Source organism: Necropsobacter massiliensis, assembly GCF_000827595.2.
GTDB classification, from domain to species: domain Bacteria; phylum Pseudomonadota; class Gammaproteobacteria; order Enterobacterales; family Pasteurellaceae; genus Necropsobacter; species Necropsobacter massiliensis.
This window is the reverse complement of sequence record NZ_LN776183.1, coordinates 480,497-506,795: the sequence shown is the minus strand read 5'-3', so window position 1 is coordinate 506,795 and position 26,299 is coordinate 480,497. Positions and strand designations below refer to the sequence as shown.

The following is a 26,299-nucleotide window of genomic DNA, read 5'->3' as shown; positions in this document are numbered from 1 at the left end:
TAATCTTTCGATCACTTATTGTAATAACGATCTATATTTCGCAGTGTCATCATTACGCGAGCTACTATATAATCAATTTAATTTCTAGTCAAATAAAAAAGGAGAAAATCATGACGTTGCGTTATATTTTAGGCTTGGATTTGGGGATTGCCTCTGTTGGCTGGGCTGTGGTGGAAATTGATGAAAATGGATACCCGATTCGGTTGATTGATTTGGGTGTGAGAGCTTTTGAAAAAGCAGAAACTGCCAAAGAAGGGAAATCGCTCAATGAAGAACGCCGTTTGGCACGTGCTTCTCGCCGTTTGATTCGCCGTCGTGTGCAACGCCTAAAACAGGCAAAACGTTTACTGAAAGAAAATGGCGTTCTGCTTCCCTCAGATTTTATCTCTTCTCAACTTCAACTTCCGATTAATACTTGGCAACTACGTGTAAAGGGGCTATCTGAAAAATTAGAACGTCAAGAGTGGGCGGTGGTGTTGCTCCATTTGATTAAACATCGTGGCTATTTATCGCAACGTAAAAATGAAGCCCAAACTGAAAATAAAGAGCTTGGAGCGATGTTAGGCGGTATTGCGGAAAACCAAAAATTATTACAATCTGCTGAATTTCGCACACCTGCGGAAATTGCGGTGAAAAAATTTGTGGTGGAAGCCAAACATATTCGCAATCAGCGAGGGAGTTACGCACACACTTTTAACCGCTTAGATATTTTGGCGGAAATGCAGTTGTTATTCCAAAAACAGCGTGAGTTGGGTAATCCTTTTACATCTGCAAATTTTGAGAAAAATATGACCGCTTGTTTAATGTTCCAAAAGCCCGCCCTTTCTGGCGAGGCGATTTTGAAAATGCTTGGACATTGCACTTTTGAAACCGACCAATATAAAGCCGCGAAAAATAGCTATTCTGCCGAGCGTTTTGTTTGGCTAACCAAGCTCAATAATCTTCGCATTTTGCACGAAGGCGAGGAGTTTGCTTTAACGGAAGAGCAGCGCCGTTCTATTATTGATGAGCCTTATAAAAAGGCGAAATTGACCTATGCGCAAGTGCGTAACTTATTGAAGCTACCCGAAACGGCGATTTTTAAAGGCGTGCGCTATCGCCAAGATAAAGTGGCAGAAAGTGCAACGTTAATGGAGCTAAAAGCGTGGCATGCCGTTCGCAAAGCCCTGGAAAGTAACAACTTAAAAACAGAATGGGAAGAGTTGAAAACTAAGCCTGAATTATTGGATGAAATCGGCACGGCATTTTCGTTGTACAAAACAGACGATGATATTCGAGCGAAACTGGGTGATAAATTGCCCGAAGCGGTGCTGGAATGCCTATTAGCACAGCTGAATTTTGATAAATTTATCAATCTCTCTTTGCAAAGTTTAGCCAAAATTCTACCGCTTATGGAGCAAGGCGTGCGTTATGACGAGGCTTGCCAACAGGTTTACGGCGATCATTATGGGAGTAAAACGAAGCAAAATGAGATTTTCTTGCCCAAAATTCTTGCCGATGAAATTCGTAATCCTGTAGTTTTACGCACACTCACGCAGGCACGTAAAGTAATCAATGCCGTGGTGCGTCGTTATGGCTCGCCTGATCGGGTGCATATTGAAATCGCACGCGAGTTGGGAAAATCTTTCCAAGATCGGCAAAAATTTATTAAGCAGCAGGAAGAAAATCGTAAAGCGCGAGAAAGAGCGGGTGAAAATTTTCGAGAAATATTTCCGCATTTTGTGGGCGAACCGAAATATAAAGATTTGTTGAAATTGCGTTTATATAAAGAACAAGATGGAAAATGTCTTTATTCTGGAAAAGCATTAGATTTGACACGTTTACTAGAAAATGGTTATGTTGAAGTAGATCACGCCTTGCCGTTTTCTCGCACTTGGGATGATAGCCAAAATAATAAAGTTTTGGTTTTAAAAGCGGAAAATCAAAATAAAGGCAATCGTACGCCTTTTGAATGGCTTGGCGGGGTTGAAAATAGCGATCGTTGGAAAATGTTTAAAGTGAACGTGGAAATGAGCGCATTTTCTTATGCGAAAAAACAGCGGCTTCTTACGCAAAAATTAGATGAAAAAGGTTTTAAAGATCGCAATTTAAATGACACGCGCTACATCAGTCGTTTTATGATGAATTGGATTGCGGATAATATGTTATTGAAAGGTAAAGGAAAACGGCAGGTTTTTGCACCGAATGGACAAATCACGGCATTGCTGCGCGGGCGTTGGGGGTTAACGAAAAATCGGGAAGAAAGCGATCGTCATCATGCTTTAGATGCAGTTGTTGTCGCCTGCGCAACGGTTTCGATGCAGCAAAAGATTACTCGTTTTATGCAATATGAAGCGGAGCATCCTTATAGACAAAATTTGGGACGTGTTGATGTTGAAACAGGTGAAATTATTCCGCTACATTTCCCAGCGCCTTGGGAGTATTTCCGTGAAGAAGTGATGATTCGCGTGTTTAGTGATGTGCCGAAAGAAGATTTAACTATCCAGCTACCTGCTCGCCTAGAAGCCAATCACGAGTTTGTGCAACCGTTGTTTGTATCCAGAATGCCAACACGGAAAATGACGGGGCAGGGGCATAAGGAGACAGTGAGATCTGCAAAAAGGCTAGAGGAAAAAATCAGTATAAAGCGTGTTGCTTTGACAGAATTAAAGTTAGATTTGTTAGAAAATATGGCTAATTGTGAACGTGAAGTTGAGCTTTATCAAGCCTTAAAAGAACGTTTAAATGCTTTTAAAAATGATCCTGTAAAAGCCTTTGCTGAGCCTTTTTATAAGAAAGGTGGGCAATTGGTGAAAGCCGTTCGAGTTGAGTTCTTACAAAAAGCTGGCGTATTGGTACATCAAGGAGCGGGTGTAACGGATAATGCAACAATGGTGCGGGTAGATGTCTTTAAGAAAAATGGCAAATTTTTCTTAGTGCCAATTTATACTTGGCAAGTGGCGAAAGGGATTTTGCCGAATAAGGCCATATATGGCAGTGATGAAGACAATTGGTTGGAAATAGACGAAAGTTATCAATTTTTATTTCCTATGTATCCAAATGATTTAATCAAAATTGTAAAACAAGAAGGAAAATTACAAAACGAATATTTTGGTTATTATAAGGAATTGGATAGATCCGATGCACGAATTATTATTTCTAGCCATGATAGAGATATTCGTAAAGGAAATGTGAAGCAAAAAGGGAGCGACAAGTTAACTGGAAAATTTAGGATTTCAACTAAATCAAAAGTAATTTCTTTTGAAAAATACGAAATCGATGAGTTAGGAAAAAATATCCATCTTTGTCGTTATTCAAAACGTCCTAATGTGCGTTAATTTTGATCCCTGTGTATGTTTATACACAGGGATTTTTTATATGGGAGAAAATATGAGCTGGCGAAGTTTATTAATTAGTAAAGGTGGTAAGCTTTCTTTAAAAAATAATCAGTTGCTGATTTGGCAAGAAGAGAAAGAATTTAGTGTACCCTTGGAGGATATTGCCATTATTGTGGTTGAATGCCGAGAAGTCGTGATTACTGCGCCGCTTTTATCAGCATTTGGATTATATGGAATTACTTTATTAACCTGCGATGAACAATGTTTACCTTGCGGACAATTTTTGCCCTTTAATCAGTATTGCCGACAATATAAAACTTTAAAGTTACAACTTGAAATGTCTCAGCCGTTAAAGAAACAATTATGGCGAAAAATTGTAAAACAGAAAATTTTACATCAAAGCTGGGTATTAAAAGAAATTGGTTGTGAAGCCGAAAGTCAGCGTTTAGAAAAGATGGCAAAGCAGGTTAAATCAGGCGATAAAGATAATTTAGAAGCACAAAGTGCGGTGCTTTATTTTCATACTTTGTTTGGTAAAAAATTTAGCCGTAAAACGGAAAATAATATAAACGCTCATTTAAATTATGCTTATATTGTATTACGTTCAGCGGTGGCAAGAAGTTTAGTTTTACACGGCTGGTTGCCGCAATTTGGGATTTTTCATTGCAATGAATTAAATGCCTTTAATTTAGCCGATGATTTTATTGAGCCTTTTCGTCCGATAGTGGATTTGCGGGTATGGCAACTTTGGGAAAACGGCACATTATCTGAGCATTTATCGCCGTCAACAAAACAGTCGTTGATTAAATTATTGCATTATCAAATGACCTTTCAGCAAGAAACATTAAGCGTACTGGCGGCAATCGATGGTTGTGTCGGTTCGCTACAAACGGCATTGCTCAACAAAAATGCGGATTGGCTAAAAATGCCAGAAATTCGATCGCTTGCGGAGCATTTTTATGAGTGAGGCAATATTTATGCGGATAATCGTCTTTTTTGATCTCCCCGTAACTACAAAAGCGAAACAACGAGCAGCCAACCAGTTTCGCCAATTTTTACGTAAAGATGGCTATCAAATGTTGCAACTTTCAGTTTATTCTCGCATTGTACGCGGACGAGATTCTTTGGAAAAACATAATAAGCGGTTAAGAGCCAATTTGCCCGAAGAAGGATCTGTTCGTTGTTTGGAAGTCACTGAAAAGCAATTTGCTTCAATGGCAATTTTACTTGGCGAGAAGAAAATCCAAGAAAAAACAGTGAATGCCGACCAATTTTTACTGTTTTAACGTGATTTTTTGCAATAAAAAACCGCGCAACGCCTTGATATATAAGGCTTTGCGCGGCTTGAATTATAACACTGCGAAATATAGATGGGAATTACAACTATGACCCCTTTATGGGGATTCTTAAGGGGATTATAACACTGCGAAATATAGATGGGAATTACAACTACTGCACACTTAGATAAGACGGCTTTTAAATTATAACACTGCGAAATATAGATGGGAATTACAACGGTGGTTGATGCTTATCGTGCAAACAAGAAATTATAACACTGCGAAATATAGATGGGAATTACAACTCAAAATTTTCACTTACGGCACGTTTAAATATTATAACACTGCGAAATATAGATGGGAATTACAACTAACGGCTTTTGCGTGCTACGCTCGGTTGGATTATAACACTGCGAAATATAGATGGGAATTACAACTTGTTGTGCCAACATGCCCACTCGGCTTAAATTATAACACTGCGAAATATAGATGGGAATTACAACCAAGGCACTTGCACAAAGCGATCTTCGGTTATTATAACACTGCGAAATATAGATGGGAATTACAACTTAGAAGTCCAATATTCCGATGAATTATTGATTATAACACTGCGAAATATAGATGGGAATTACAACTGCCGTCGCAACTAATCAAGCTGCCGACGTATTATAACACTGCGAAATATAGATGGGAATTACAACTGGATTCATGAGGCTATGTACGCCCTCATTATTATAACACTGCGAAATATAGATGGGAATTACAACATGGTGCCGGACGATATAGATGATAACCCCATTATAACACTGCGAAATATAGATGGGAATTACAACGATAAAATGCTTAGTTCCAAAGCAGTTGGAAAGTCGGTCAGCCCAAATCTGCATTCTTTGGCTGTCGCAAATGCAGATAAACTATATGAAAATGCGTTATATGGCCGGGCAAAACCCGACAGGTCAAATGATCCTAATATTACCGCTATTCATCGTTTATTCTTAGCGATTGAAGACGGTAACAATCAGTATTTGGTCAAGCTGACAGTCAAAGAGATCGCGCGTAAAGACCAAGCGAATAAACTATATACTCTTGAAGCAATAGAATTAAATGAAAAATCTCCCGCAGCTCAATGGGTTGACTCGACTATTCAAGCTGATGGGCTTGACCCGACTTCAATCCGCTCTACGGGAGATATTTGTAAGCTAGCAGAAAATGCACAAAAAAGCAATATCAGCGGTAGGCTAAATAGATTGCTGAAAAAGAGCTCAAGATAAAAGAAGGGAATCGATGAATTTACGCGAAATAGCCAATAGCGCGATCACAGCCGTGAATCCTAATGTCTTGGTTACACTTAAACTGAATGTGGGCTATGGAACTGATGACACTGGAAAGAGAGTTGCAAAGTTTGAGGATGTGAGTGTCGAAATTCAGCCTCAGAGCTTGTCAACGCAGGACTTGCAGTTATTTGATAGCCTTGCCCAGCAAGGGCAACTATTGAATGTATATGTAAGTGGACAAATGCACGCCTTAAGGCGAATCTCGCAGCAAGGTGCAGATAAGTTAGTGTTTAAGGCGTTCGGAGAGAAATCGGAATCAGAATGGTTAATTAAATCCATTACAGAATCATTCCCCGAATGGTGCAAGGTGGTTGTATGGCGACAGAATTAAATACAACGCATAATGATATTTATCGAGAAGTCCGAGAATTGTTGCTCGGGCTTTTTAATTTATCAGGGGAGCGAGTTATTCGTGGATATAGCGACAATGTGCCATTGCCAGAAGGTGGTTTTATCTTGATGAATATTATTCACGGGCAAGATCTATCAACAAATAGCCATAATTATTCCGTTGAACGGGGAAATGTAGAAGTCACACAAAGCGTTGAATTGCAAATGCAAATTGATTTCTATGGTGATCAAGTAAGGAATTTTGCTCGCACTTTTTACAAGCTGTGGCGAGATTTTTATTCCTGTGAGCTGCAAGCCGTTGTATTGCGATAATCCTAAATGCTTACCCTTTACGAATGAAAAGAGCCAGTACGAAGAACGATACCTTGTTACGGCTCACCTAACTTATAACCCCGCTATTACTCATGAACAGGCGTTTATGGACAAAGCGGGAGAAATTGAACTTAATAAACTATAAGAGGAAAACTTATGTTGAAATCCATTCCGGCATCAATTATAACCTGCGAAATATAGATGGGAATTACAACTGATAGATTATGATTACCCTATGCAAATATTGAGAAACTTATCATCTTTATGTACTGAAAACAAAAGGTATATAGAATAGTGAAATGGTAGTTATTTTATATCCTTGCATTGAATATAAGTTATAGTGAATGTTAATCAGAGTTCTGAGTAGATGATTTTTACATACATTATATCTTATTTCTTCCAAACGATATGATATTCCCGTTCTTCTTCACGGTGAGAGATTAAAAATTTAGCGAAAATATCGTCCATTTCGTCCTGTTCGTTGAGTAGACCGATCCAAACTTCGGCGTATGCTTCGGGGTCGATAAGCACACCGATTTCCTGTTCCCAATCTTCAGCGGTTTCGACGAATTCAACGGCGCCACGTTCTTCAAATTGGAGGTTAAATAGCATAATATCCGCCGGATCAAGATTTTCGCCCGCCATTTCAAGAAAAATATCGTAGGCGATGTCAATTGCGGTATCAGGGTCAATCGGTTGAATTTGAGTAGTCATGGTTCTTTCCTGTAAGGTTAAATTGGCGCTATGATAGCACAAAATAAAAAGTGCGGTTGATTTGCGCACTGAATTCAAGTTCGGTAAACACGGCTTAAGGCGTAGTTGGTTTGGGATAATATCATACAATCAACGATTTTTTCGTGCTCATTCCATAATGTCGCATTATTCAATGAGGGGGAGAAGATAATCGGCAAAAAATGGTGAATCTGAGATTCACCATTGCCGTCAGGGTTTATTTTTCTGCTTTTAGAATACCGGAAGAGCCTTCCGAATAATCCCGCGGTTGGTTGTCTTCGCTTGGATCGCCGTCAGCGTCTGGCTCGTTTTGGTGTGCGATAAGATTTTGCGCGAACAATTCCTTATCGGCCAGCTCCGGTAACAATGTATTTGATGATGACGCCAGATGACGATAAAGTTTCTGATAGTCTTGTGCCATCGTTTTCAACAATTCGGCGCTTTCGGCAAAATGTTTTTCCAGTTGTTGTTTTTGATTGCCGAGTTCATGTTTGACTTGCTGTAATTCCGCTTCGGTTTTCACTTGTTTTTTTACCGATCCTTTGGTGAAACGCAACAGCACGTAGCCGATAATTACCCCGACAACCAAACCGATAAGCGCGGCTTGCCACATTTCGGCAGTCCAATTTTGCATAATATACTCCTTAATAAGCTGTAAAGATCGTTTGTTATCATAACGTTAAATTAGGCATATTTCTTTGCGCCGGATCACAGTATGATAAATCGGCGCACAGTTTGACCTGACGCCGGTTTATGCGCAGTGCGGTTTATTGTCGGTGTTCGCGTTTGGCTTTTTGCAGTTTGGCATAGGCGGTAAGCAGTTTCTGATGGGCGTGGAAATGCTGTAACCGTTCGTCGTCGGCTGGCAAATCGTAAAACGGATTGCTGCCTTGTATTGCGTTCCAAGCAAACTCTACCGCAGTATTGCCGTACATTTTCTCAAATACCATGCGGTATTGTTCCGGCGTGCGTGCGCTATCGGAAAACAGCTCAAGAGAGCTGATTAAACAGCGGTAATAGTTGGCACGCGCTGGGCTGAAGACCGAAGCGCTCATATTTAATGTCCAAGTCGCCCATTCCAGTGCATTGTCCAGATCCTGAATCGCCAAATACAACATGGATTTCAGCTCGCCAATACGCAGCGTTGTCCAGCCTGATTGCGGCGGGGCGACAATGCCGATAAATTCGCGCACTCTGGTGGCGTCGTCAATGCCTTGTTCATCCAGTTCCGCCAACAATTCTCGGTAGGTTTCCTGCGTATGATGAAAATGCGGCAGATCGAGCAAAATTTCACGCCAGTCCATTCCCATGTTGTTATTGGCGTAAATCAGATCATCGGCAGGATAAATATCTGACATGCCCGGCACGATAATGCGGCAGGCATACACATCCAGATGAGTATAATCCATAATATAGACTTCTTTTTGCTGCGCTTGAAAGATCGCCATGAGATTCTCGTATTCTTGATGGGTATTGCCGGAAAAATCCCAATCGGCGAAGGCAAAATCCGCCTCTTGTTTAAATACGTCCCATGAAATTAAGCCGCTGGAATCAATAAAATGGGTTTCCAGATTGGCGTGATCGGCGACGTCATCATTATTAAACGACGGCGGGGTGAAAACATCCAAATCCTTTAAGCTGCGCCCTTGTAACAATTCCGTAACGGTGCGTTCCAACGCCACCTGAAAATTCGGGTGCGCGCCGAAAGACGCAAAACAGGTGCCGTTGTGCGGGTTCAGCAAGATAACGCAAATCACCGGGTATTGACCGCCCAAGGACGCATCATAAGCCAGAATCGGAAAACCTTCTTCTTCCAGTTTCCGAATTGATGCTTGCACCGAAGGATAGCGCGCCATCACATGTTCCGGGATCAACGGCAGGCTGATAGCCTCGGCGATGATTTTATTTTTTACATAGCGTTCAAACACTTCCGACAATCCCTGTACTCGGGCTTCATAGCGAGTGTTGCCGGCGGACATCCCGTTGGAGACATATAGATTCGCGATAATGCTTTGCGGAAAATAAACCGTGCGTTGATCCGACTGGCGTACATAAGGCAGCGCCACAATGCCGCGTTCAGCATTGCCGGATTGCAGATCGACCAGCAATTCCGGGCTCAGTTCGTTATTCGGATCATAATAATTCAGCAGTTCCTGATTTAAAATACCCGACGGCAGCAATCCGTCGTCTTCAATCGGAAACCATTTTTCCGACGGATAATGTACAAAGTCGCCATTAGCGATATCTTGCCCGAGATAAAAATCGGCGAAGAAATAATTGGTTGACAGACGTTCGAAATATTCGCCCAGCGCCGACGCCAGCGCAGCTTTCTTGCTTGCGCCCTTGCCGTTGGCAAAACATTGCGGGCAATCTTTGTCGCGAATATGCACGGACCACACGTTTGGTACCGGATTCAGCCACGAGACTTCTTCAATATCAAAGCCAAGTGCGGTCAGTTTTTGTTGAAATTTCGCGATACTCTCTTCAAGGGCGGCATCTTTACCGGGAATAAAGGTTTGTGCTGTCATGCTGTCTTCTCTTGTAGGTTAAAGCAGAGCATAATAGGGGAGTTTGCTTAATCGGGCAAGCATAATGTACTGCTGCTTGCTGATTAACGCCTGTTTTTGAACCTGACCGCCTACGCTTAGTTTTCCTTCATCTGTTTAAAGGCGTTGGCTGGTTCCAGATTACCCGCGGCGCGGAAAGACATTTTCTGCGGTTGCAGAGTGAGCGGATAAACCCGTTTTTGTGCGCAGATCACGGTTAACGGCGCAAACGGTCCGCGCTCATTGTGCAGGGGTAAATGTTGCTGCGCCAGAATGTCAAAATTCAGCAGTTCCAACCAATCGATCACTCGGCACAGCAAATATTGCCGAAAAGGAAAAGGCTGTTGCACTTTAACGCCGAGCGTGCGCTTAAACAATAGACGACTGAACGGGTTAAAGAGTGAAACAAACAAATAGCCGTCGTCGCACAGTACACGGTTGATTTCGCGCAGGATTTGGTGCGGATCCTGACAGAAATTTAACACGTTGAGCAGCAGGCAGGCATTGATCGAATCTTCAACGAAAGGCAGTTCCAGCGGGCTTGCTTGTATCAGCGAGAGATTATCGTCAGCTAAAAGTGCGGTCAGATTTTCGTCAATTTCTGCCGAGACGATTATTTGATGCAACTGCGGCAATTCACAGCGAATTTCGGCGCTGAGTCCGCCGATTTTTAACAAATGATCGCCGACAATATTCGGCAACCAGTTGGCAAAATAGCGGTTAAGTGCATTACAATACTGGCTACCGCGCTGCAACTGCCGCCAGCTGGTAGGCTGATTGAAGTCGGCGGAGGATTTTGCGTTCCATTTCATTATTAACCTCGAGGATAATTACATGTTATTTCCGATTCCTGCACTTCATGATAACTATATTTGGGTTTACGGACGAGAAAATTTGCCCGTAATTGTGATCGACCTTCCGGAAACCGAGAATTTGTTTCGCTTTTTAACCCAGCATAAGCTGGAGGTGGAGGCATTGTTGCTGACGCATAAACATGATGACCATGTCGGCGGCGTGAGCGCATTTAAACGCGCTTATCCACAAGTACCGATATTGGGGCCGGCAGAAACCGCTGACAAAGGCGCCACACAGCTGGTGAGCGAGGGAGAGATTGCCACTACGCATTACCAGATTAGGGTGCTGCCCAGCGGCGGACATACCGCGCAACATGTCAGCTTTCTGATCGACGGACACTTATTTTGCGGCGATTGTTTGTTTTCCGCCGGCTGCGGCAGAGTGTTCACCGGCGATTACCAGCAAATGTTCGATTCGCTTCAGCGATTAAAAGCGCTGCCCGATGAGACGATTGTTTGCCCCGCCCATGAATATACCCTGAGCAATCTGACTTTTGCCGCGACCGTCGCACATGATCCAGCAGTCGTGCGTCGCTATTTGGCACAGGTGGAAGAATGGCGGGCGGCACATAAACCCAGCGTGCCGACCAGATTAGGATTTGAGAAATCCATTAATCCGTTTTTACAGGCAAATTCGCTGGCTGAATTTACGGCGTTGCGTAAAGCGAAAGATGATTTCTAATCAAATCAGGTTATTCTGCATAAAAATAGGGAATCTGATTTGCTACGCTGAGCATAATTGCTTAAAATGACAGGGTTTTATTTTCTATTTTGAGAATGTGGGGATATTGAGCGCGAAGTGCGGTCAATTTTCAACGAGTTTATGACAATTCTTGTGTTAGGTATTAACCATAAGACCGCTTCTGTGGCATTGCGCGAAAAAGTCGCTTTTTCTGAAGAAAAGCGGCTTTTGGCGTTACGCCAACTCAGCCAATCCGCACTGGCGGACAGTGCGGTGATTCTCTCCACATGTAACCGCACAGAAGTATATTTTCACAATAAACAGATCCCGCCGCACGAGGCCAACCATTGGCAGCAACGCTGTATACACTGGTTTGCCGAAGTACACCAGTTAAGCGTGGGCGATTTGAACGATTGCCTTTATTCGGCACAAAATCAGCAGGCCACCGAACACTTAATGCGCGTTGCCTGCGGGTTGGATTCGCTGATACTGGGCGAACCGCAGATTTTAGGTCAGGTAAAACAAGCCTATCAAATCAGCGCACAATTTTATCAACAGCACCAAAGTGCTGTTTCCGGTGAGTTTTCGCGCTTGTTTCAGAAAACCTTTGCCGCCGCTAAACGGGTGCGTACGGAAACCGACATCGGCGAAAATGCGGTGTCCGTTGCTTATACCGCCTGTACCTTGGCGCGCCAGATTTTTGACAGTCTGAGCAAACTGAATATTGTACTGGTCGGTGCTGGAGAAACCATTGAACTGGTCAGCCGCCATTTATTGCGTCACGGGGTGAAAAGCCTGACTATTGTCAACCGCACATTAGCCCGTGCGCAGGCGCTGGTGGAAAAACTGGAGACGGATCAACATATTCGCATTCTAGCGTTGAATGACTTGCAGCAAGGGGTGGATTCGGCGGATATTATTATCAGTTCCACCGGCAGCCAACAGGTACTGATTACGCAGGAAATGGTGCGACAGGCGCAGCGCAAAAGACATCACCAGCCGATGTTGATTGTGGATATTGCCGTGCCGCGCGATGTTGAGCAAAGCGTTGGTGAGCTGGAAAGTGTTTATCATTACACAGTGGATGATTTGCAACATATTATTCAACGTAACGTCAGCCGCAGAGAACGGGCGTCAACGCAGGCGGAAACCATTATCCAACAGGAAAATCAGGATTTTTATCAATGGCTTAAGGTTCATCAGTTTTCCGGATTGATCCGCGCTTACCGCGACAGTGCGGAACAAACCCGTCAGGCATTGTTGGAAAAAGCGCTGTTATCGCTGCGGCAGGGTGAAAATGCTGAGCAGATATTGCAGGAATTAAGCTATAAACTGACCAACAAACTGATTCACCAACCCACCCGCGCAATGCAGACGATGGTGAAATCCGGTAACGCGCAGGGTTTACAGGCATTTTCCGACAGCATCGGCTCCACTTCGGAAGAATGAAGATAACTGAACATTATAAAAGTGCGGTCCTTTTCACCGCACTTTTGCCGTTTACAGCACAATGGTTTTATTCTGGTAAACAAAAATCCGGTCATGCAAGGCGAGATCCAGCGCCCGGGTCAGCACGCTTTTTTCCACATCACGCCCGGCGCGCATCATGGCATCAGCACTATAGGTATGGTCGATATTGATCACGTTTTGCATAATAATCGGACCTTGATCCAACTCATTATTGATGAAATGTGCCGTTGCGCCGATAATTTTCACACCGCGTTCATACGCCTGCTGGTAAGGTCTGGCACCGATAAACGCTGGCAGGAAGGAATGATGAATATTGATAACACGATTCGGATAGCGGGCGACGAACTGCGGATTCAGCACGCGCATATATTTCGCCAGCACGATGTAATCTGGGGCATAATCGTCGATTTTTTCCGCCAGCAGTCTGTCGTGTTCGACTCGGCTTAATCCTTCGTGACTGATGCAGTGAAACGGCACTTCAAAGCGTTCCACTAAGGTTCTTAAGGTGTCGTGGTTGCCGATTACCGCGGCAATGTCTACATCCAGACCGCCATAATAGTTTTTCATCAGAATATCGCCGATACAATGGGCCTCTTTGGTGACCAGAATTACAATCCGTTTTCGCTTGGCGCCGATTAAGCGATTATTGGTGCCTTGCGGCAGACTGAATGCTAAATCCGCTAATAGGGTTTCCGGATTAAAAATGCCTTGCAGTTCGGTGCGCATGAAAAAATGTTTCGTTTCAAAATCGACAAATTGATTATTATGAATAATATTAAGCTGGTGTTTATAGCAAATATTCGTAATTTTGGCGATCAGACCTTTATCGTCGGGGCAATCGGTGAGTAATATTTTATTTTCGATCATAATATTATGCCGCAGTTATTGTCAGATGATAAAAAAGTAAAAACCCATAAATATAACTAAATATGGGTTTTAGATGGTGAATAAATCGGGTTAAATTTCAAAATCGGTCAATGATTTTCCCGCATCCAGTGCGGCTTGAATCGTCCGTGGTGTTCTGCCTTGACCAGTCCAAGTTTTTGTTTCACCGTTTTCATCGGTATAGCGATATTTGGCGGGGCGCGGTGTTCTTTTCTTGCGTGGCGGGGTGCTGTCCGTGTTCAGGATTTCGGCGAGTTCGTCGGCGGTGATGCCGTCTTGTTTCAATAATGCGCGGTATTTTTCAATACGCTCTTGGCGTTCGGCTTCTTGTTGTTGCAAACGGGTGGCTTCTTCTCGTTTTTCCGCCACAACGGTTTGCAGTTTATCTAAAATGCTTTCCAATTGTGCCAAGCTTAATTCACGGGCAGCTGCACGCAGGCTGCGAATATTTGTTAATGTTTTTAATATTTCGCTCATTGCTATTCCTCTGATGTATTAAAAATTAATTAAACGAACTTAAAACAGTTGCTGCATAATAACGAAAATATGTTGTAAGGTAAATGTAATTTTAAATTAAATGCCATATTTTTATATATACGCAGAATAAGTGCGGTTAAAAAAATAAAAAATTTTTATTTTTGCTCTTGGCATTTTTATCAACTTATTGTAATCTTTGCTGCGTCCTATGTATGTAGAGGTGCAGCCATTATAAGTATTTTTTCTGAGTGGATAGCGATGAGGGAAAAGGAAAGGAATGGTTGCCGAAATCAGTTAAAAGTCATTTTAACTGGTTGGGGGCGTCATCGAAAGAGGCGTCACTGTCATAGTTTGGTTAATCACTATGGAGCGCTACTGGTTAGGTTAGGTCATTACTTTTTTACCTGCCTTTTTATTTTAAATCAGACCCATTCTTTAAAATAGTTAACTTCAGTGGTTCTCCCTTATTTTAGGTAGAACATAAATGGAACTTGTAGATTATTCCACCTCGTTGTGGTCGGTTGTGCCGCCGATTTTGGCATTGTTATTGGCAATCATTACGCGCAAAGTGATTTTGTCTTTAAGCGTCGGGATTATTATCGGTTCATTCATGCTGGCGGATTTCAATCTTGTTGCTGCGCTGACATATTTGTTCGGCAATGTGACTTCGTTAGTGTACAGCGGTGATGGCGGCGTTAATTTTGATACTATTAATATTCTTTTATTCCTGTTATTGCTCGGTATTTTGACCTCATTGTTGACCGTGTCGGGCAGTAACCGTGCCTTTGCCGAATGGGCGCAGCAACGTATTAAAGACCGCCGCGGCGCAAAGCTAATGGCGGCGTCTTTGGTGTTTGTAACCTTTATCGACGATTATTTTCATAGTTTGGCGGTCGGCGCGATTGCCCGCCCGGTAACCGATAAATTTAATGTTTCGCGTGCCAAACTTGCCTATATTCTTGATTCTACGGCGGCACCGATGTGTGTGATGATGCCAGTATCCAGCTGGGGCGCGTATATTATCACCCTGATTTCGGGCTTGCTTGCCACTTATGCGATGACTGATTATTCACCGATCGGCGCATTTATGGCGATGAGTGCGATGAATTTCTATGCGATTTTTTCCATTCTGATGGTATTTTTTGTGGCTTATTTTTCTTTTGATATCGGTTCTATGGCAAGACATGAAAAACTGGCGATGGAAAAGGGGGGAGAAAGTGAAGAAATGCAATCCGGCGTTACAGGGCATGTACGTAATCTGTTTTTGCCGATTATTGTCCTGATTGCGGCAACGGTCTCTACCATGCTGTACACCGGTAATCAGGCGTTAGCGGCGCAAGGACAGCCGTTTTCCGTATTAGGTGCATTTGAAAATACCACTGTCGGCGTTTCACTGGTGGTTGGGGGTTCTGCCTCCATTGTGATGGTCACGCTGTGCATTCTGTTTGACCGTCAGGTCAGTGTCGCCGATTATCTGAAATCGTGGTCGGTGGGAATGAAGTCTATGCTCGGCGCGATTTTAATTCTGTGCTTCGCGTGGACAATTAATAATGTCGTCGGCGATATGAAAACCGGAACCTATCTGTCCGGTCTGGTATCGGGAAATCTGCCCGTTGCCGTGTTGCCTGCCTTGTTGTTTATGTTAGCCTCAATCATGGCATTTTCGACAGGCACCAGCTGGGGAACATTCGGAATTATGCTGCCGATTGCCGCAGCGATTGCGGCAAATGCCGCACCGGAACTGATGCTGCCTTGTTTGTCTGCGGTGATGGCGGGTGCGGTGTGCGGTGATCATTGCTCGCCGGTTTCCGATACGACGATTTTATCTTCTACCGGGGCGAAATGTAATCACATGGATCACGTTACTACTCAGCTGCCTTATGCCTTAACTGTAGCCGCCGCGACCATTGTCGGTTATCTGGTTGTGGGTCTAACGCAGTCGGGCGTATTCGGTTTTATTGCGACCGGAGCAACTTTGGCGGCATTGATTTTGCTGTTTAAGAAACGCTGAGTTGCGATCAATATCACACTTTATAATAAAAATATTTAATTTTGTATATTTTATAAAATGCGGCATAAAGTCGCATTTTTTTGTATTTAAGTAAAATTATTTTTATAAAATGCTTTATATTTAATAAATACGATATTTAATTCCTTAAAATTAGTGATTTCATTGAGATAAAGACGCAGATTTTCATAGACAAGCCATTTTGATTCGGGTAAAAATAATCGCAGGAAATAAACAATCAACCGGCAGCCGAAGTGCGGTGAATTTGAGAGGTGAAAATGAAGAAATTATCCGGTGCAGAAATGGTAGTGCAGTCCCTGCGTGATCAGGGCGTTAAATATGTTTTCGGTTATCCCGGCGGTGCCGTGTTGGATATTTATGATGCCATTCATACCTTGACAGGCATCGATCATATTCTGGTGCGACACGAACAAGCGGCGGTGCACATGGCCGACGGCTATGCGCGGGCTACTGGTGAGGTTGGTTGCGTGTTGGTGACTTCCGGTCCGGGCGCTACCAACGCGATAACCGGTATCGCCACCGCTTATATGGATTCTGTGCCGCTGGTAATTTTTTCCGGTCAGGTCATGTCGAATCTTATCGGCAGTGATGCGTTTCAGGAATGCGATATGGTGGGCATTTCACGTCCGGTGGTTAAACACAGTTTTCTGGTTAAACGGGCGGAAGAGATTCCGGCGATCATTAAAAAAGCCTTTTATATCGCCTCGACCGGACGTCCCGGTCCGGTGGTAATTGATATTCCAAAAGACGTAGTAAATCCGGCGCATAAATATCCTTATCAATATCCCGAGGAGATCGCTTTGCGCTCTTATAATCCGACCGTACACGGACATAAAGGTCAGATAAAAAAAGCGCTGAAAGCCTTGTTGGTTGCCAAAAAACCAGTGTTATTCGTCGGCGGTGGCGCGATTACCGCCAACTGCCATGTGCAGCTGACAGAATTTGCCCAGCGTCTGCATTTACCGGTGACCGCTTCATTAATGGGCTTGGGCGCTTATCCGGGAACCGACCAGCAGTTTTTGGGCATGTTGGGGATGCACGGTACCTTTGAAGCGAATACCGCAATGCACCACAGCGATTTGATTTTGGGGATCGGAGTGCGTTTTGATGATCGTACCACCAATAATCTGACCAAGTACTGTCCGCATGCTAAAGTGATCCATATTGATATTGATCCGGCCTCAATTTCTAAAAACGTCCCGGCGGCGATCCCGATTGTGGGGAGCGCCGACAGCGTACTGAGCGAATTTTTAGCGCTGCTGGAGGATGAAAATTTGCTCAGATCGCAGGCGGATCTGAGTGATTGGTGGAAACAGATTGAAGAATGGCGAGCAAAAAAATGTCTGGAATTTGATCGCCACAGCCAAGTGATTAAACCGCAGCAGGTGATCGAAACCGTGTACCGCTTGACACAGGGAAAAGCCTATGTCGCATCCGATGTCGGTCAGCACCAAATGTTCGCCGCACTGCATTATCCTTTTGCCCAGCCACGCCGTTGGATCAATTCCGGCGGTCTCGGCACCATGGGATTCGGCTTACCCGCAGCACTTGGAGTGAAACTGGCGCACCCGCAGGAAACCGTGGTTTGTATTACCGGCGACGGCAGTATTCAAATGAATATTCAGGAACTTTCCACCGCGCAGCAGTACGGTATTCCAATTGTTATCATCAGTTTAAACAACCGTTTTCTGGGCATGGTAAAACAATGGCAGGATTTAATCTATTCTGGACGTCATTCACAATCGTACATGGATTCGTTGCCGGATTTCGTTAAACTCACGGAAGCCTATGGGCATGTGGGTATTCAGATAGATACGCCACAAGAATTGGAAGAAAAGCTGGCACAGGCATTTTCCTACAAAGACAAGCTGGTTTTTGTGGATGTAAAAGTGGATGAAACGGAACATGTTTACCCGATGCAGATTCGCGGTGGCGCCATGAACGAGATGATTTTAACTAAACCGGAGAGTGCATAATGCGTAGAATTTTATCAGTCTTATTAGAAAATGAATCGGGCGCATTATCGCGCGTCGTCGGCTTATTTTCCCAACGTGCGTTTAATATCGAAAGTCTGACTGTAGCGCCCACGGATGATCCGACTTTATCACGCATGACAATAGAGGCTTATGGCGATGAACAGGTGCTGGAGCAAATTGAAAAGCAACTGCATAAACTGGTGGATGTGTTTAAAGTGATCAATCTGAGCGATTGTGACCACGTGGAACGTGAAGTGATGCTGGTTAAGGTGAAAGCGCAGGGCACATCAAGAGACGAGCTGAAACGCCTGACAGAAATTTTCCGCGGGCAAATTGTGGATGTGAGCCAGAAATCTTATACCATTCAACTGGTTGGTACCAAAGATAAACTGGATGCTTTCGTCGGCACAGTAAAAGAGGAAAGCCCGATTATTGAAATTGTGCGTTCCGGTCTAATCAGCCTGTCGCGCGGTGAGAAAAACTGCTTATAAGTGGATTCACCCTTTAGCGAAAGTGCGGTCGGATTTTTAAAAGAAATCGACCGCACTTTTTATTTCAGAATAAATAATCCCGATTTTTGTTGACCGAAATTTAATGTTTATGTTAAAAGAATATATGTTTTTTATTATTTTGGTTAGGAGAGTAAATGGTTCAATATATTAAGTATTTTATGAAACTTGAGTCGTCCAGCGGCATTATGCTGTTGTTTTTCGCCGCATTTGCCATTCTGTTGGCAAACACGCCGCTAAGTCACTTCTATTTTGATTTTCTTGATGCGCCGGTAGTGGTGCAATTCGGATCGCTTGTTGAAATTAATAAACCGTTGTTAATGTGGGTGAATGACGGGTTTATGGCGGTGTTTTTTATTCTGGTCGGTTTGGAAGTTAAACGTGAACTGCTGATCGGCGCGATTTCCAGTTATCAAAAAGCCATCTTTCCGGCTATCGGCGCAGTGGGCGGGATGGTGGTTCCCGCTTTGGTTTACTGGTTGATTAATCAGGACTCTCCGGCATATCAGGACGGCTGGGCAATTCCTATGGCAACGGACATCGCGTTTGCACTGGGCGTATTGGCGCTGTTGGGTAACCGAGTTCCTTTTGCGCTGAAAATCTTTTTACTGGCATTGGCGATTATCGATGACTTGGGCGCCATTGTCGTTATCGCTTTATTTTTCTCCCATGATTTGAGTACCCAAGCGTTAGTGCTGGCGACTATCGCAATTATTGGCTTGATTTTGTTAAACCGGTTTAAAGTCTCGAATTTAGGCGCTTATGCGATTGTCGGGCTGATTTTATGGGTATCGGTATTAAAATCCGGCGTGCATGCCACGCTTGCCGGCGTCATTATCGGTTTCTGTGTGCCGCTGAAAGGCAAACGCGGACGTAAAGTGCTACATGATATGGAACATGCTCTGGCACCGTGGTGTTCGTTTTTTATTCTGCCGCTGTTTGCCTTTTCCAATGCCGGCGTATCTTTATCGGGCATGGGCTGGGAAACATTGACCTCGCCGTTAACATTAGGCGTAACCTTAGGGCTCTTGCTGGGTAAACCGCTGGGCGTCTTTTTATTCAGTTATTTCGGAGTGAAATTGGGGATTGCCAGATTATCCGAGGGCATTAACTTTAAACAGGTATTTGCCGTTTCGGTTCTGTGCGGTATCGGTTTTACCATGTCGATGTTTTTGTCCGGTCTTGCCTTCGGCAGCAGCAACAGCGAATTGAATACCTTCGCCCGTCTTGGCATTTTGCTGGGTTCCGGTGCATCGGCGATTATCGGTTATTTTTTATTACGTTATTTTACCAAGCCGAAAATACCGGCACTGAAAAAGCTGGAAAGCCGCTAAAGGATTGAGGGCGACCGACTGTCGCCCTTTTTTTATGCTTGTTTAAATGCTGTCGCCCAAGTGTATCTGATAACCTAAATTGATCATACTGCTTTGCTGTGGAATACCGTTGAGGCGGTTTAACAGTTCCTGCGCCGCAGTTTTACCGATGTCCAGTCTGGGAGTGATGACCGTGGCAAGCTGCGGCGTCATGGATTGTCCTACATCGTGTCCGTGAAAACCGGCAATAGCGATTTGCTGCGGTATTTTTATGCCCAATCGCTGACATTCAAATAAAGCGCCGATAGCTAAATCGTCATTCGTGCAGAATATGCCGTCGGTCGCGGGGTAGTGCTGCAAGGTTTGGCGCAGCAGCTGGGCGCCCAGCGTAAAAGACGATGGCTGTTCGGTGATCAGGCTGTGCGGTTCCAAGCCGTGTTTACGCATTGCCTGTTCGTAGCCCTGCATTTTCAGTTTGGTTCGTTTATCCATGCGAGCGGTAAAATACACGACATTGTTGTGACCGCGTTTAATCATGGTTTCGACCATGGATTGCGCCGCGGCAATATTATCAAAGCCGATGACCTGCCGATTTCCCACATTGCTACAATCCATAATTTCAATCACAGGAATATTAGCAACTTCCAGCATTTTCAAGGTGCGTTTGCTGTGGTGATTTTCGGCTAAAATCAGCCCGTCCACATTATAGGAAAGCAGACTTTCGATGCGTTGTTCTTCTTTTTGTTCGCTGTAACCGTAATGCGCCAGCATCGTCTGATAGCCGGCGTTATCCGTTACCAGCTCAATGCCTTTTAGCACATCGGCGAAAACCTGATTTGTTAACGACGGCAGTAACACGCCGATAGCGCGGCTTTTGGCATTGGACAGAATATCCGGCGCGCGGTTTGGAATGTAGCCGAACCGCTCTATTGCCGCGGCAATTTTTTGCCGGGTGTCCGGCGCGACGGAATCGGGATTGCGCAAATAGCGACTGATGGTCATTTTGGTAATACCAAGATGATCGGCAATATGCTGTAAGGTTGGGCGTTTACGTTTATTCATGGAGGCGTAACTGTTGCTGTTTCGGCTTATTCTAACTCATTCATAAAAAGAGAAAAGCGAAATTTGTGACACTGCAACTAAATCAGGCATAAACCGCTTGTTTCCATCGGCTGAAAAATTTTACAGAAATTAACCGCACTTTATTCGTAAAAGCGTATAATGCCAAAACCACTGGTCATTTTATTACTTGCGGGAGAAAATATGGAAGCACAACAGTCACAGCAACATCTTAACGAGATTCAAAGCGAACTGGAGGAAACTGTCGCCCATACCGTCCGGCTGACACAATACAGTCACGGTGCGGGCTGCGGTTGTAAAATTTCGCCGAAAGTATTGGAAACCATATTGCACTCGGAAATGGAGAAGCTGACTGATCCTCATTTATTGGTCGGCAACGAAACCAAGGATGATGCGGCGGTTTATGATATCGGCAATGGCATTGGAATTATCAGTACGACGGATTTCTTTATGCCGATTGTGGATGATCCCTTTGATTTCGGTCGCATCGCCGCCACCAATGCCATCAGCGATATTTTCGCCATGGGCGGCAAGCCGATTATGGCAATTGCGATTCTCGGTTTCCCGATTAAATTACTGCCGCCTTCTGTCGCCCGACGGATTGTCGAGGGCGGTCGTTTTGCTTGTCAGCAGGCGGGGATTTCCCTTGCCGGCGGGCATTCTATCGATGCGCCGGAACCGATTTTCGGTCTGGCGGTCACTGGCATTATCGACACCCAAAAAGTGAAAAAGAATGCGTCGGCACAGCCGGGTTGTAAGCTCTATCTGACCAAACCGTTAGGTATCGGTGTACTGACTACGGCGGAGAAAAAAGGAAAACTAAAAGCAGAACATGTGGGATTGGCAACAAAGGTCATGTGCCGCATGAACAGTATTGGCAGTCAGTTTGCCGATATTGAAGGCGTAACCGCAATGACCGATGTGACCGGTTTTGGCTTATTGGGACATTTGTCAGAAATCTGTGCAGGCTCGAATTTAAACGCGAAGGTTTATTTCGATAAAATTAAAACGTTGGACGGCGTGCCACGCTATATTGAAAAAGGCTGCATACCGGGCGGAACAAGCCGTAATTTTGACAGCTACGGTGATAAAATCGGTCCGATGACGGATTTGCAAAAAGCCATTTTATGTGATCCGCAAACATCCGGCGGTTTACTTATCGCGGTCAAACCTGAAGCGGAGGCTGCGGTGTTTGCCGCCGCTCAACAGCAGCATATTGATTTATTTGAGGTCGGCGAACTGATTGCGCCACAAGGAGATGACGTCCTGATTCAGATCCTCTGAGCAATTAATCACACATCAACAAGGGCGTGCTATGCGCCCTTGTAGGGTAAGTTACGGGGTAAGCCGCAAAAGCATAAATCACTGCATTAGAAACGCATCATTACGTTTAGCTACGTCGGCTAGAATACTTGTAAAACGCTATAATTACTTGATGTTGTAAAAATTTTTGAGAAGTTATGAAAAATTACAAGAGAAGAAAATGGTGCGACTAGCTGGACTCGAACCAGTGACCCCCACCATGTCAAGGTGGTGCTCTAACCAACTGAGCTATAGTCGCCCTGCGAAAGTGCGGTAATAATATAGCGTTTTTTTTGTGAATACAAGGGCTTTTTCTAATTTGGAATTTGTTTGTCATAAAATTAATCAATTGTTCAATTTCTTTACGATTTTTTTATAATTTGTGATCTCGATCTGATTTTGTTTTCAGCGTATAATACCCCTCAGTTTTTCGCCGTCGCAGATATGCTGTGAGCGGTAAAAGAATGTTTTAAATTAATCGTAATAATTGACGGAGTAAATAATGTCTAGAAGACTGAGAAGAACAAAAATCGTGTGTACTATGGGGCCATCGACAGACCGCGGCAATAATTTGGAGAAAATTATTGCGGCCGGTGCAAACGTTGTGCGTATGAATTTCTCACATGGTACGCCGGATGATCATATCGGTCGTGCGCAGCGTGTTCGCGAAATTGCAAAAAAACTGGGCAAAACGGTTGCCATTCTGGGCGATTTGCAAGGACCTAAAATCCGTGTTTCGACATTTAAAGACGGAAAAATCTTTTTGAATATCGGCGATAAATTCGTGTTGGATGCTGATTTACCGAAAGGCGAAGGTACACAGGAAGCGGTCGGTCTGGATTATAAAACCCTGCCGCAGGATGTGGTTCCCGGTGATATTTTGTTATTGGACGACGGTCGCGTGCAGTTAAAAGTGTTATCTACTGAAGGTGCAAAAGTCTTTACCGAAGTAACGGTCGGTGGTCCTTTATCCAATAATAAAGGGATCAACAAGCTGGGCGGTGGTTTATCGGCGGATGCGCTGACAGAAAAAGATAAAGCGGATATTATTACCGCGGCGCGTATCGGCGTAGATTATTTGGCGGTGTCTTTCCCGCGTTCCGGCGAAGATTTAAATTATGCCCGCCAATTAGCTAAAGAAGCGGGATTAAATGCAAAAATCGTTGCCAAAGTTGAACGTGCCGAAGCGGTTGCAACCAGCGAAGCGATGGACGATATTATTTTAGCTTCCGATGTGATTATGGTTGCCCGTGGTGATTTAGGGGTGGAAATCGGTGATCCGGAATTAGTCGGCGTACAGAAAAAATTAATCCGTCGTTCGCGCCAGTTAAATCGTGTCGTGATTACAGCGACTCAAATGATGGAATCCATGATCAGCAATCCTATGCCGACCCGTGCGGAAGTGATGGACGTTGCCAATGCCGTGTTGGACGGTACCGATGCGGTTATGCTGTCCGCTGAAACAGCTGCCGGTCAATATCCGTCAGAAACTGTGGCGGCAATGGCGAAAGTCTGTTTAGGTGCGGAAAAAATGCCAAGCATCAATGTTTCTCGTCACCGTATGGACGCACAATTCGATACGATTGAAGAATCTGTAGCGATGTCGGCGATGTTTGCGGCAAACCATATGAAAGGCGTGGCGGCAATTATTACGATGACCAGCAGCGGTCGTACGCCATTATTGATGTCGCGTATCAGCTCCGGTTTACCGATCTTTGCTTTATCCCGTAATGAAGCGACATTAAACCTGTGTGCGCTTTACCGCGGTGTCACACCGATTTTCAGCGAAGAAGTCAGTCGCACGGTTGAAGGGGCGAAAGCCGCAATTCAGTTGTTGAAAAACAAAGGATTCTTAGTAACCGGTGATTTGGTTCTGTTGACACAAGGTGACGAACTGGCAACCGGCAGCACCAATACCTGCCGCACTTTAGTGGTGGAATAATCGCGTTTATCGGTAGAGCGAAAACGGTGAGAATTATTCTCACCGTTTTTTGTTAGAAAGTGCGGTCGGATTTTGGCAAGAAATCGACCGCACTTTTTTATTTGGCGTTATTTATCCTATATCAAGACAGAGCAAGCCGTTTGTTATGGAATTGCTGTAATGTGCAGCGATGACCGATGCTCAGGATAATCATTTGCGGCAAACGCTTTCTGATCATGGCGTAGAGTAATTCTTCCGTCGGTTCGTCCAGCGCCGATGTCGTTTCATCTAAAAATACTACATCCGGTTTACTCAATAGAATTCGGATAAACGCCACTCTTTGCAGTTCGCCCGGTGATAAAATAACTTGCCAGTCATTATCAACATCCAGTGCCGGAATATATTTCTCTAAACGGCATTCCCGCATAGCCTGTTCTAATTCATCATGCTGAATAGCGATGTGCGGATAACAAACGGCTTCACGCAGTGTACCTTGTGGCATATAAGGTCGCTGCGGCAGAAATAAGGCCTCCGCACCGCAGGGGCGTTCGGCATGTCCCATGGTAGCGAAAGGGTAAATTCCCGCGATGGCTTTTAGCAATGTCGTTTTGCCACTACCGGAAGGACCCTGAATCAATAATGCATCGCCGTTGCGTAATTCGATATTGATATTGGCCAGAATAATGTTATCTGCTTGATCGCGAATACCGAAATTGCGCAGTGACACACGATTTGTACATTCCACCGGCTGATGCACTTGAGTATTATCCAGCTCATCCAGTTTGCCGATAAAACCGGCGAGACGGTTTAAGCGTGCTTGATACAGGGTGAATTGTTCATAAAATAAACGGAAAAAAGACAGTGCGCGCATCAGGCGATTAAAAGATTGAACGGTTTGATGCATATCGCCCAAAGTGACTTGCCCGGCAAAAAAGCGCGGTGCTTGTAACATTAGTGGTAGGATCATCGCAATTTGCGTTACGCCGGTGTTAAATCCGTCCAGCCCTAACATTTTACGCACAATCGCCCAGCGGTTTTGAATGACCGTATTGAATTTCTCGCTTAAATTCGACCGCTCTTTTTGTTCGCCCTCATAAAAGGCGATGCTTTCCGCGTTGTCGCGCACTCGAATCAGCGAATAGCGATAGTTACCGTTGAAATGTTCTTTATTAAAATTCAGTTTGACTAAAGGGTAGCCGATCCAGATTGATAATGCGGTTGCGGCAATAATAAAAGCATAGATAAAAAAGACGACACCTTTCGGAATTGCCAGACCGAATAAAACCAACAACCCCGACAGCCCCCACAGAATCAAGGTAAATTCAATGGTTGACACCACCGAGTTAATCACGCCGCGTACCAGTTCCACCGTACTTGAGATAAATTCCCGTGCATCTTGTTCAATACGCTGATCGATATTGTCCGGAATCGCTTTGATATATTTCAGCCGATAATAATTTTTATTTTCCAGCCAACGCATCAGCATTTCCGCATTAAGTTTTTCCAGCCAGCGGATTTCAAATACCTGCTGCATAAAATAATTAATAATGGAATGAATAATTTTAAACAGTACCAACATCACGTTGATACTGGCAAAAAACCAGAACGCGTCGGCTTTTTTGTTCTGTAATGAGCTGTATAACCCATTGTAAAAAAAGGTATTTAATACGCTTATTCGAACTTCAAGCAAAATCAACGCAAACAAAATCAGTCCCAAAGCGATAAGTTTCAGTTTATTGCTTTTGGCGATACAAGGCTGTGTGATCAACCAGAATTTCTGACCGAAATCCGTTTGCTTGAGTATTATCGCTGTCAGCGAAAAGCACAGCGTTAGCCAAAAAAGCGCGCTGATAAGCCAGTAAAAACTATTATTCAGTTCCGTTTGCCAGTTCATCTGTTTATTCCGCTATAAAAACGACAAAAGGGCAGTGA

Annotated in this window: 22 protein-coding genes, 1 tRNA gene, 1 CRISPR repeat array and 1 riboswitch; of the genes, 14 read left to right on the top strand and 9 right to left on the bottom strand. The window is 44.1% G+C overall.

Going from position 1 to position 26,299, the window contains the following annotated elements:
- The first annotated feature begins 110 nt into the window (after positions 1–110).
- The 6 genes from cas9 to BN3349_RS06165 all read left to right on the top strand — a co-directional run bounded on the left by cas9 (position 111) and on the right by BN3349_RS06165 (position 6,591).
- On the top strand, positions 111–3,317 hold the full coding sequence (gene cas9, locus BN3349_RS06185; protein WP_040976460.1) for a type II CRISPR RNA-guided endonuclease Cas9: 3,207 nt from the start codon (positions 111–113) through the stop codon (positions 3,315–3,317).
- 52 nt (positions 3,318–3,369) lie between these two features.
- Positions 3,370–4,284: a type II CRISPR-associated endonuclease Cas1 gene (gene cas1 / locus BN3349_RS06180; RefSeq protein ID WP_040976514.1), complete on the top strand. Its 915-nt coding sequence runs from the start codon at positions 3,370–3,372 to the stop codon at positions 4,282–4,284.
- A complete protein-coding gene (gene cas2 / locus BN3349_RS06175) occupies positions 4,277–4,603 on the top strand; it encodes a CRISPR-associated endonuclease Cas2 (protein ID WP_040976459.1) in 327 nt (108 codons plus the stop codon). Before cas1 ends, cas2 begins: the two co-directional genes overlap by 8 nt.
- Positions 4,604–4,665: 62 nt before the next feature.
- Positions 4,666–5,427: direct repeats of the CRISPR family, unit length 36 nt; unit sequence ATTATAACACTGCGAAATATAGATGGGAATTACAAC.
- Between the two features lie 6 nt (positions 5,428–5,433).
- Complete coding sequence (locus BN3349_RS11970; RefSeq protein WP_143933746.1) at positions 5,434–5,865, top strand: LPD3 domain-containing protein; 432 nt, start codon at positions 5,434–5,436, stop codon at positions 5,863–5,865.
- Positions 5,866–5,878: 13 nt separating this feature from the next.
- Positions 5,879–6,259 carry a hypothetical protein gene (locus BN3349_RS06170; RefSeq protein WP_040976457.1) on the top strand — a complete coding sequence of 127 codons (381 nt, stop codon included), beginning with the start codon at positions 5,879–5,881 and terminating at the stop codon, positions 6,257–6,259.
- Positions 6,244–6,591, top strand: a complete 348-nt coding sequence (locus BN3349_RS06165; protein ID WP_245853750.1) for a phage neck terminator protein — start codon at positions 6,244–6,246, stop codon at positions 6,589–6,591. The genes BN3349_RS06170 and BN3349_RS06165 overlap by 16 nt, the downstream gene beginning before the upstream one ends.
- Positions 6,592–6,981: 390 nt before the next feature.
- Here the strand turns inward: BN3349_RS06165 and BN3349_RS06160 are convergent, their stop codons facing one another.
- The 4 genes from BN3349_RS06160 to BN3349_RS06145 form a co-directional block, all read right to left on the bottom strand.
- A complete protein-coding gene (locus tag BN3349_RS06160) occupies positions 6,982–7,305 on the bottom strand; it encodes an HI1450 family dsDNA-mimic protein (RefSeq protein WP_040976456.1) in 324 nt (107 codons plus the stop codon).
- A 235-nt stretch (positions 7,306–7,540) separates the two neighbouring features.
- Positions 7,541–7,957 carry a Z-ring associated ZapG family protein gene (locus BN3349_RS06155; protein WP_040976455.1) on the bottom strand — a complete coding sequence of 139 codons (417 nt, stop codon included), beginning with the start codon at positions 7,955–7,957 and terminating at the stop codon, positions 7,541–7,543.
- 133 nt (positions 7,958–8,090) lie between these two features.
- On the bottom strand, positions 8,091–9,851 hold the full coding sequence (gene ycaO / locus BN3349_RS06150) for a 30S ribosomal protein S12 methylthiotransferase accessory factor YcaO (RefSeq protein WP_040976454.1): 1,761 nt from the start codon (positions 9,849–9,851) through the stop codon (positions 8,091–8,093).
- A gap of 116 nt (positions 9,852–9,967) precedes the next feature.
- Positions 9,968–10,681 carry a class I SAM-dependent methyltransferase gene (locus BN3349_RS06145; RefSeq protein ID WP_040976453.1) on the bottom strand — a complete coding sequence of 238 codons (714 nt, stop codon included), beginning with the start codon at positions 10,679–10,681 and terminating at the stop codon, positions 9,968–9,970.
- Positions 10,682–10,703: 22 nt separating this feature from the next.
- On the opposite strand from BN3349_RS06145, the gene gloB reads away from it, so the two are divergent.
- Positions 10,704–11,405, top strand: a complete 702-nt coding sequence (gene gloB, locus BN3349_RS06140; RefSeq protein ID WP_040976452.1) for a hydroxyacylglutathione hydrolase — start codon at positions 10,704–10,706, stop codon at positions 11,403–11,405.
- A gap of 141 nt (positions 11,406–11,546) precedes the next feature.
- The gene (gene hemA / locus BN3349_RS06135) at positions 11,547–12,854 is read left to right on the top strand and encodes a glutamyl-tRNA reductase (RefSeq protein WP_040976451.1); all 1,308 of its coding nucleotides are present in this window, start codon (positions 11,547–11,549) and stop codon (positions 12,852–12,854) included.
- A gap of 51 nt (positions 12,855–12,905) precedes the next feature.
- Here hemA and purU read toward each other — a convergent pair whose 3' ends face one another.
- Complete coding sequence (gene purU / locus BN3349_RS06130; protein WP_040976450.1) at positions 12,906–13,742, bottom strand: formyltetrahydrofolate deformylase; 837 nt, start codon at positions 13,740–13,742, stop codon at positions 12,906–12,908.
- A 90-nt stretch (positions 13,743–13,832) separates the two neighbouring features.
- On the bottom strand, positions 13,833–14,237 hold the full coding sequence (locus BN3349_RS06125; protein ID WP_040976449.1) for an H-NS family histone-like protein: 405 nt from the start codon (positions 14,235–14,237) through the stop codon (positions 13,833–13,835).
- Positions 14,238–14,444: 207 nt separating this feature from the next.
- A riboswitch (Lysine riboswitch) is annotated at positions 14,445–14,620 on the top strand.
- 101 nt (positions 14,621–14,721) lie between these two features.
- Here BN3349_RS06125 and BN3349_RS06120 point away from each other — a divergent pair.
- The 4 genes from BN3349_RS06120 to nhaA all read left to right on the top strand — a co-directional run bounded on the left by BN3349_RS06120 (position 14,722) and on the right by nhaA (position 20,085).
- Entirely contained in the window at positions 14,722–16,248 is a 1,527-nt protein-coding gene (locus tag BN3349_RS06120; protein WP_040976448.1) for a Na+/H+ antiporter NhaC family protein, read from the top strand.
- A gap of 275 nt (positions 16,249–16,523) precedes the next feature.
- Positions 16,524–18,242: an acetolactate synthase 3 large subunit gene (locus tag BN3349_RS06115; RefSeq protein ID WP_040976447.1), complete on the top strand. Its 1,719-nt coding sequence runs from the start codon at positions 16,524–16,526 to the stop codon at positions 18,240–18,242.
- Positions 18,242–18,733 carry an acetolactate synthase small subunit gene (ilvN, locus tag BN3349_RS06110; protein ID WP_040976446.1) on the top strand — a complete coding sequence of 164 codons (492 nt, stop codon included), beginning with the start codon at positions 18,242–18,244 and terminating at the stop codon, positions 18,731–18,733. The genes BN3349_RS06115 and ilvN overlap by 1 nt, the downstream gene beginning before the upstream one ends.
- Positions 18,734–18,888: 155 nt before the next feature.
- Positions 18,889–20,085, top strand: a complete 1,197-nt coding sequence (nhaA, locus tag BN3349_RS06105) for a Na+/H+ antiporter NhaA (protein WP_040976445.1) — start codon at positions 18,889–18,891, stop codon at positions 20,083–20,085.
- A 42-nt stretch (positions 20,086–20,127) separates the two neighbouring features.
- On the opposite strand, the gene gntR is transcribed toward nhaA, so the two are convergent.
- Positions 20,128–21,126 carry a gluconate operon transcriptional repressor GntR gene (gene gntR / locus BN3349_RS06100; protein WP_040976444.1) on the bottom strand — a complete coding sequence of 333 codons (999 nt, stop codon included), beginning with the start codon at positions 21,124–21,126 and terminating at the stop codon, positions 20,128–20,130.
- Positions 21,127–21,285: 159 nt separating this feature from the next.
- Here gntR and selD point away from each other — a divergent pair, with 159 nt between their 5' ends.
- Complete coding sequence (selD, locus tag BN3349_RS06095; RefSeq protein ID WP_442412730.1) at positions 21,286–22,428, top strand: selenide, water dikinase SelD; 1,143 nt, start codon at positions 21,286–21,288, stop codon at positions 22,426–22,428.
- Positions 22,429–22,628: 200 nt separating this feature from the next.
- Here the strand turns inward: selD and BN3349_RS06090 are convergent.
- Positions 22,629–22,705 (bottom strand) — tRNA-Val (locus tag BN3349_RS06090).
- A gap of 243 nt (positions 22,706–22,948) precedes the next feature.
- Between BN3349_RS06090 and pyk the strand changes: the two genes are divergently transcribed.
- A complete protein-coding gene (gene pyk, locus BN3349_RS06085) occupies positions 22,949–24,388 on the top strand; it encodes a pyruvate kinase (protein WP_082024883.1) in 1,440 nt (479 codons plus the stop codon).
- 121 nt (positions 24,389–24,509) lie between these two features.
- Here pyk and BN3349_RS06080 read toward each other — a convergent pair whose 3' ends face one another.
- A complete protein-coding gene (locus BN3349_RS06080; RefSeq protein WP_040976442.1) occupies positions 24,510–26,261 on the bottom strand; it encodes an ABC transporter ATP-binding protein/permease in 1,752 nt (583 codons plus the stop codon).
- Between the last annotated feature and the right edge of the window lie 38 nt (positions 26,262–26,299).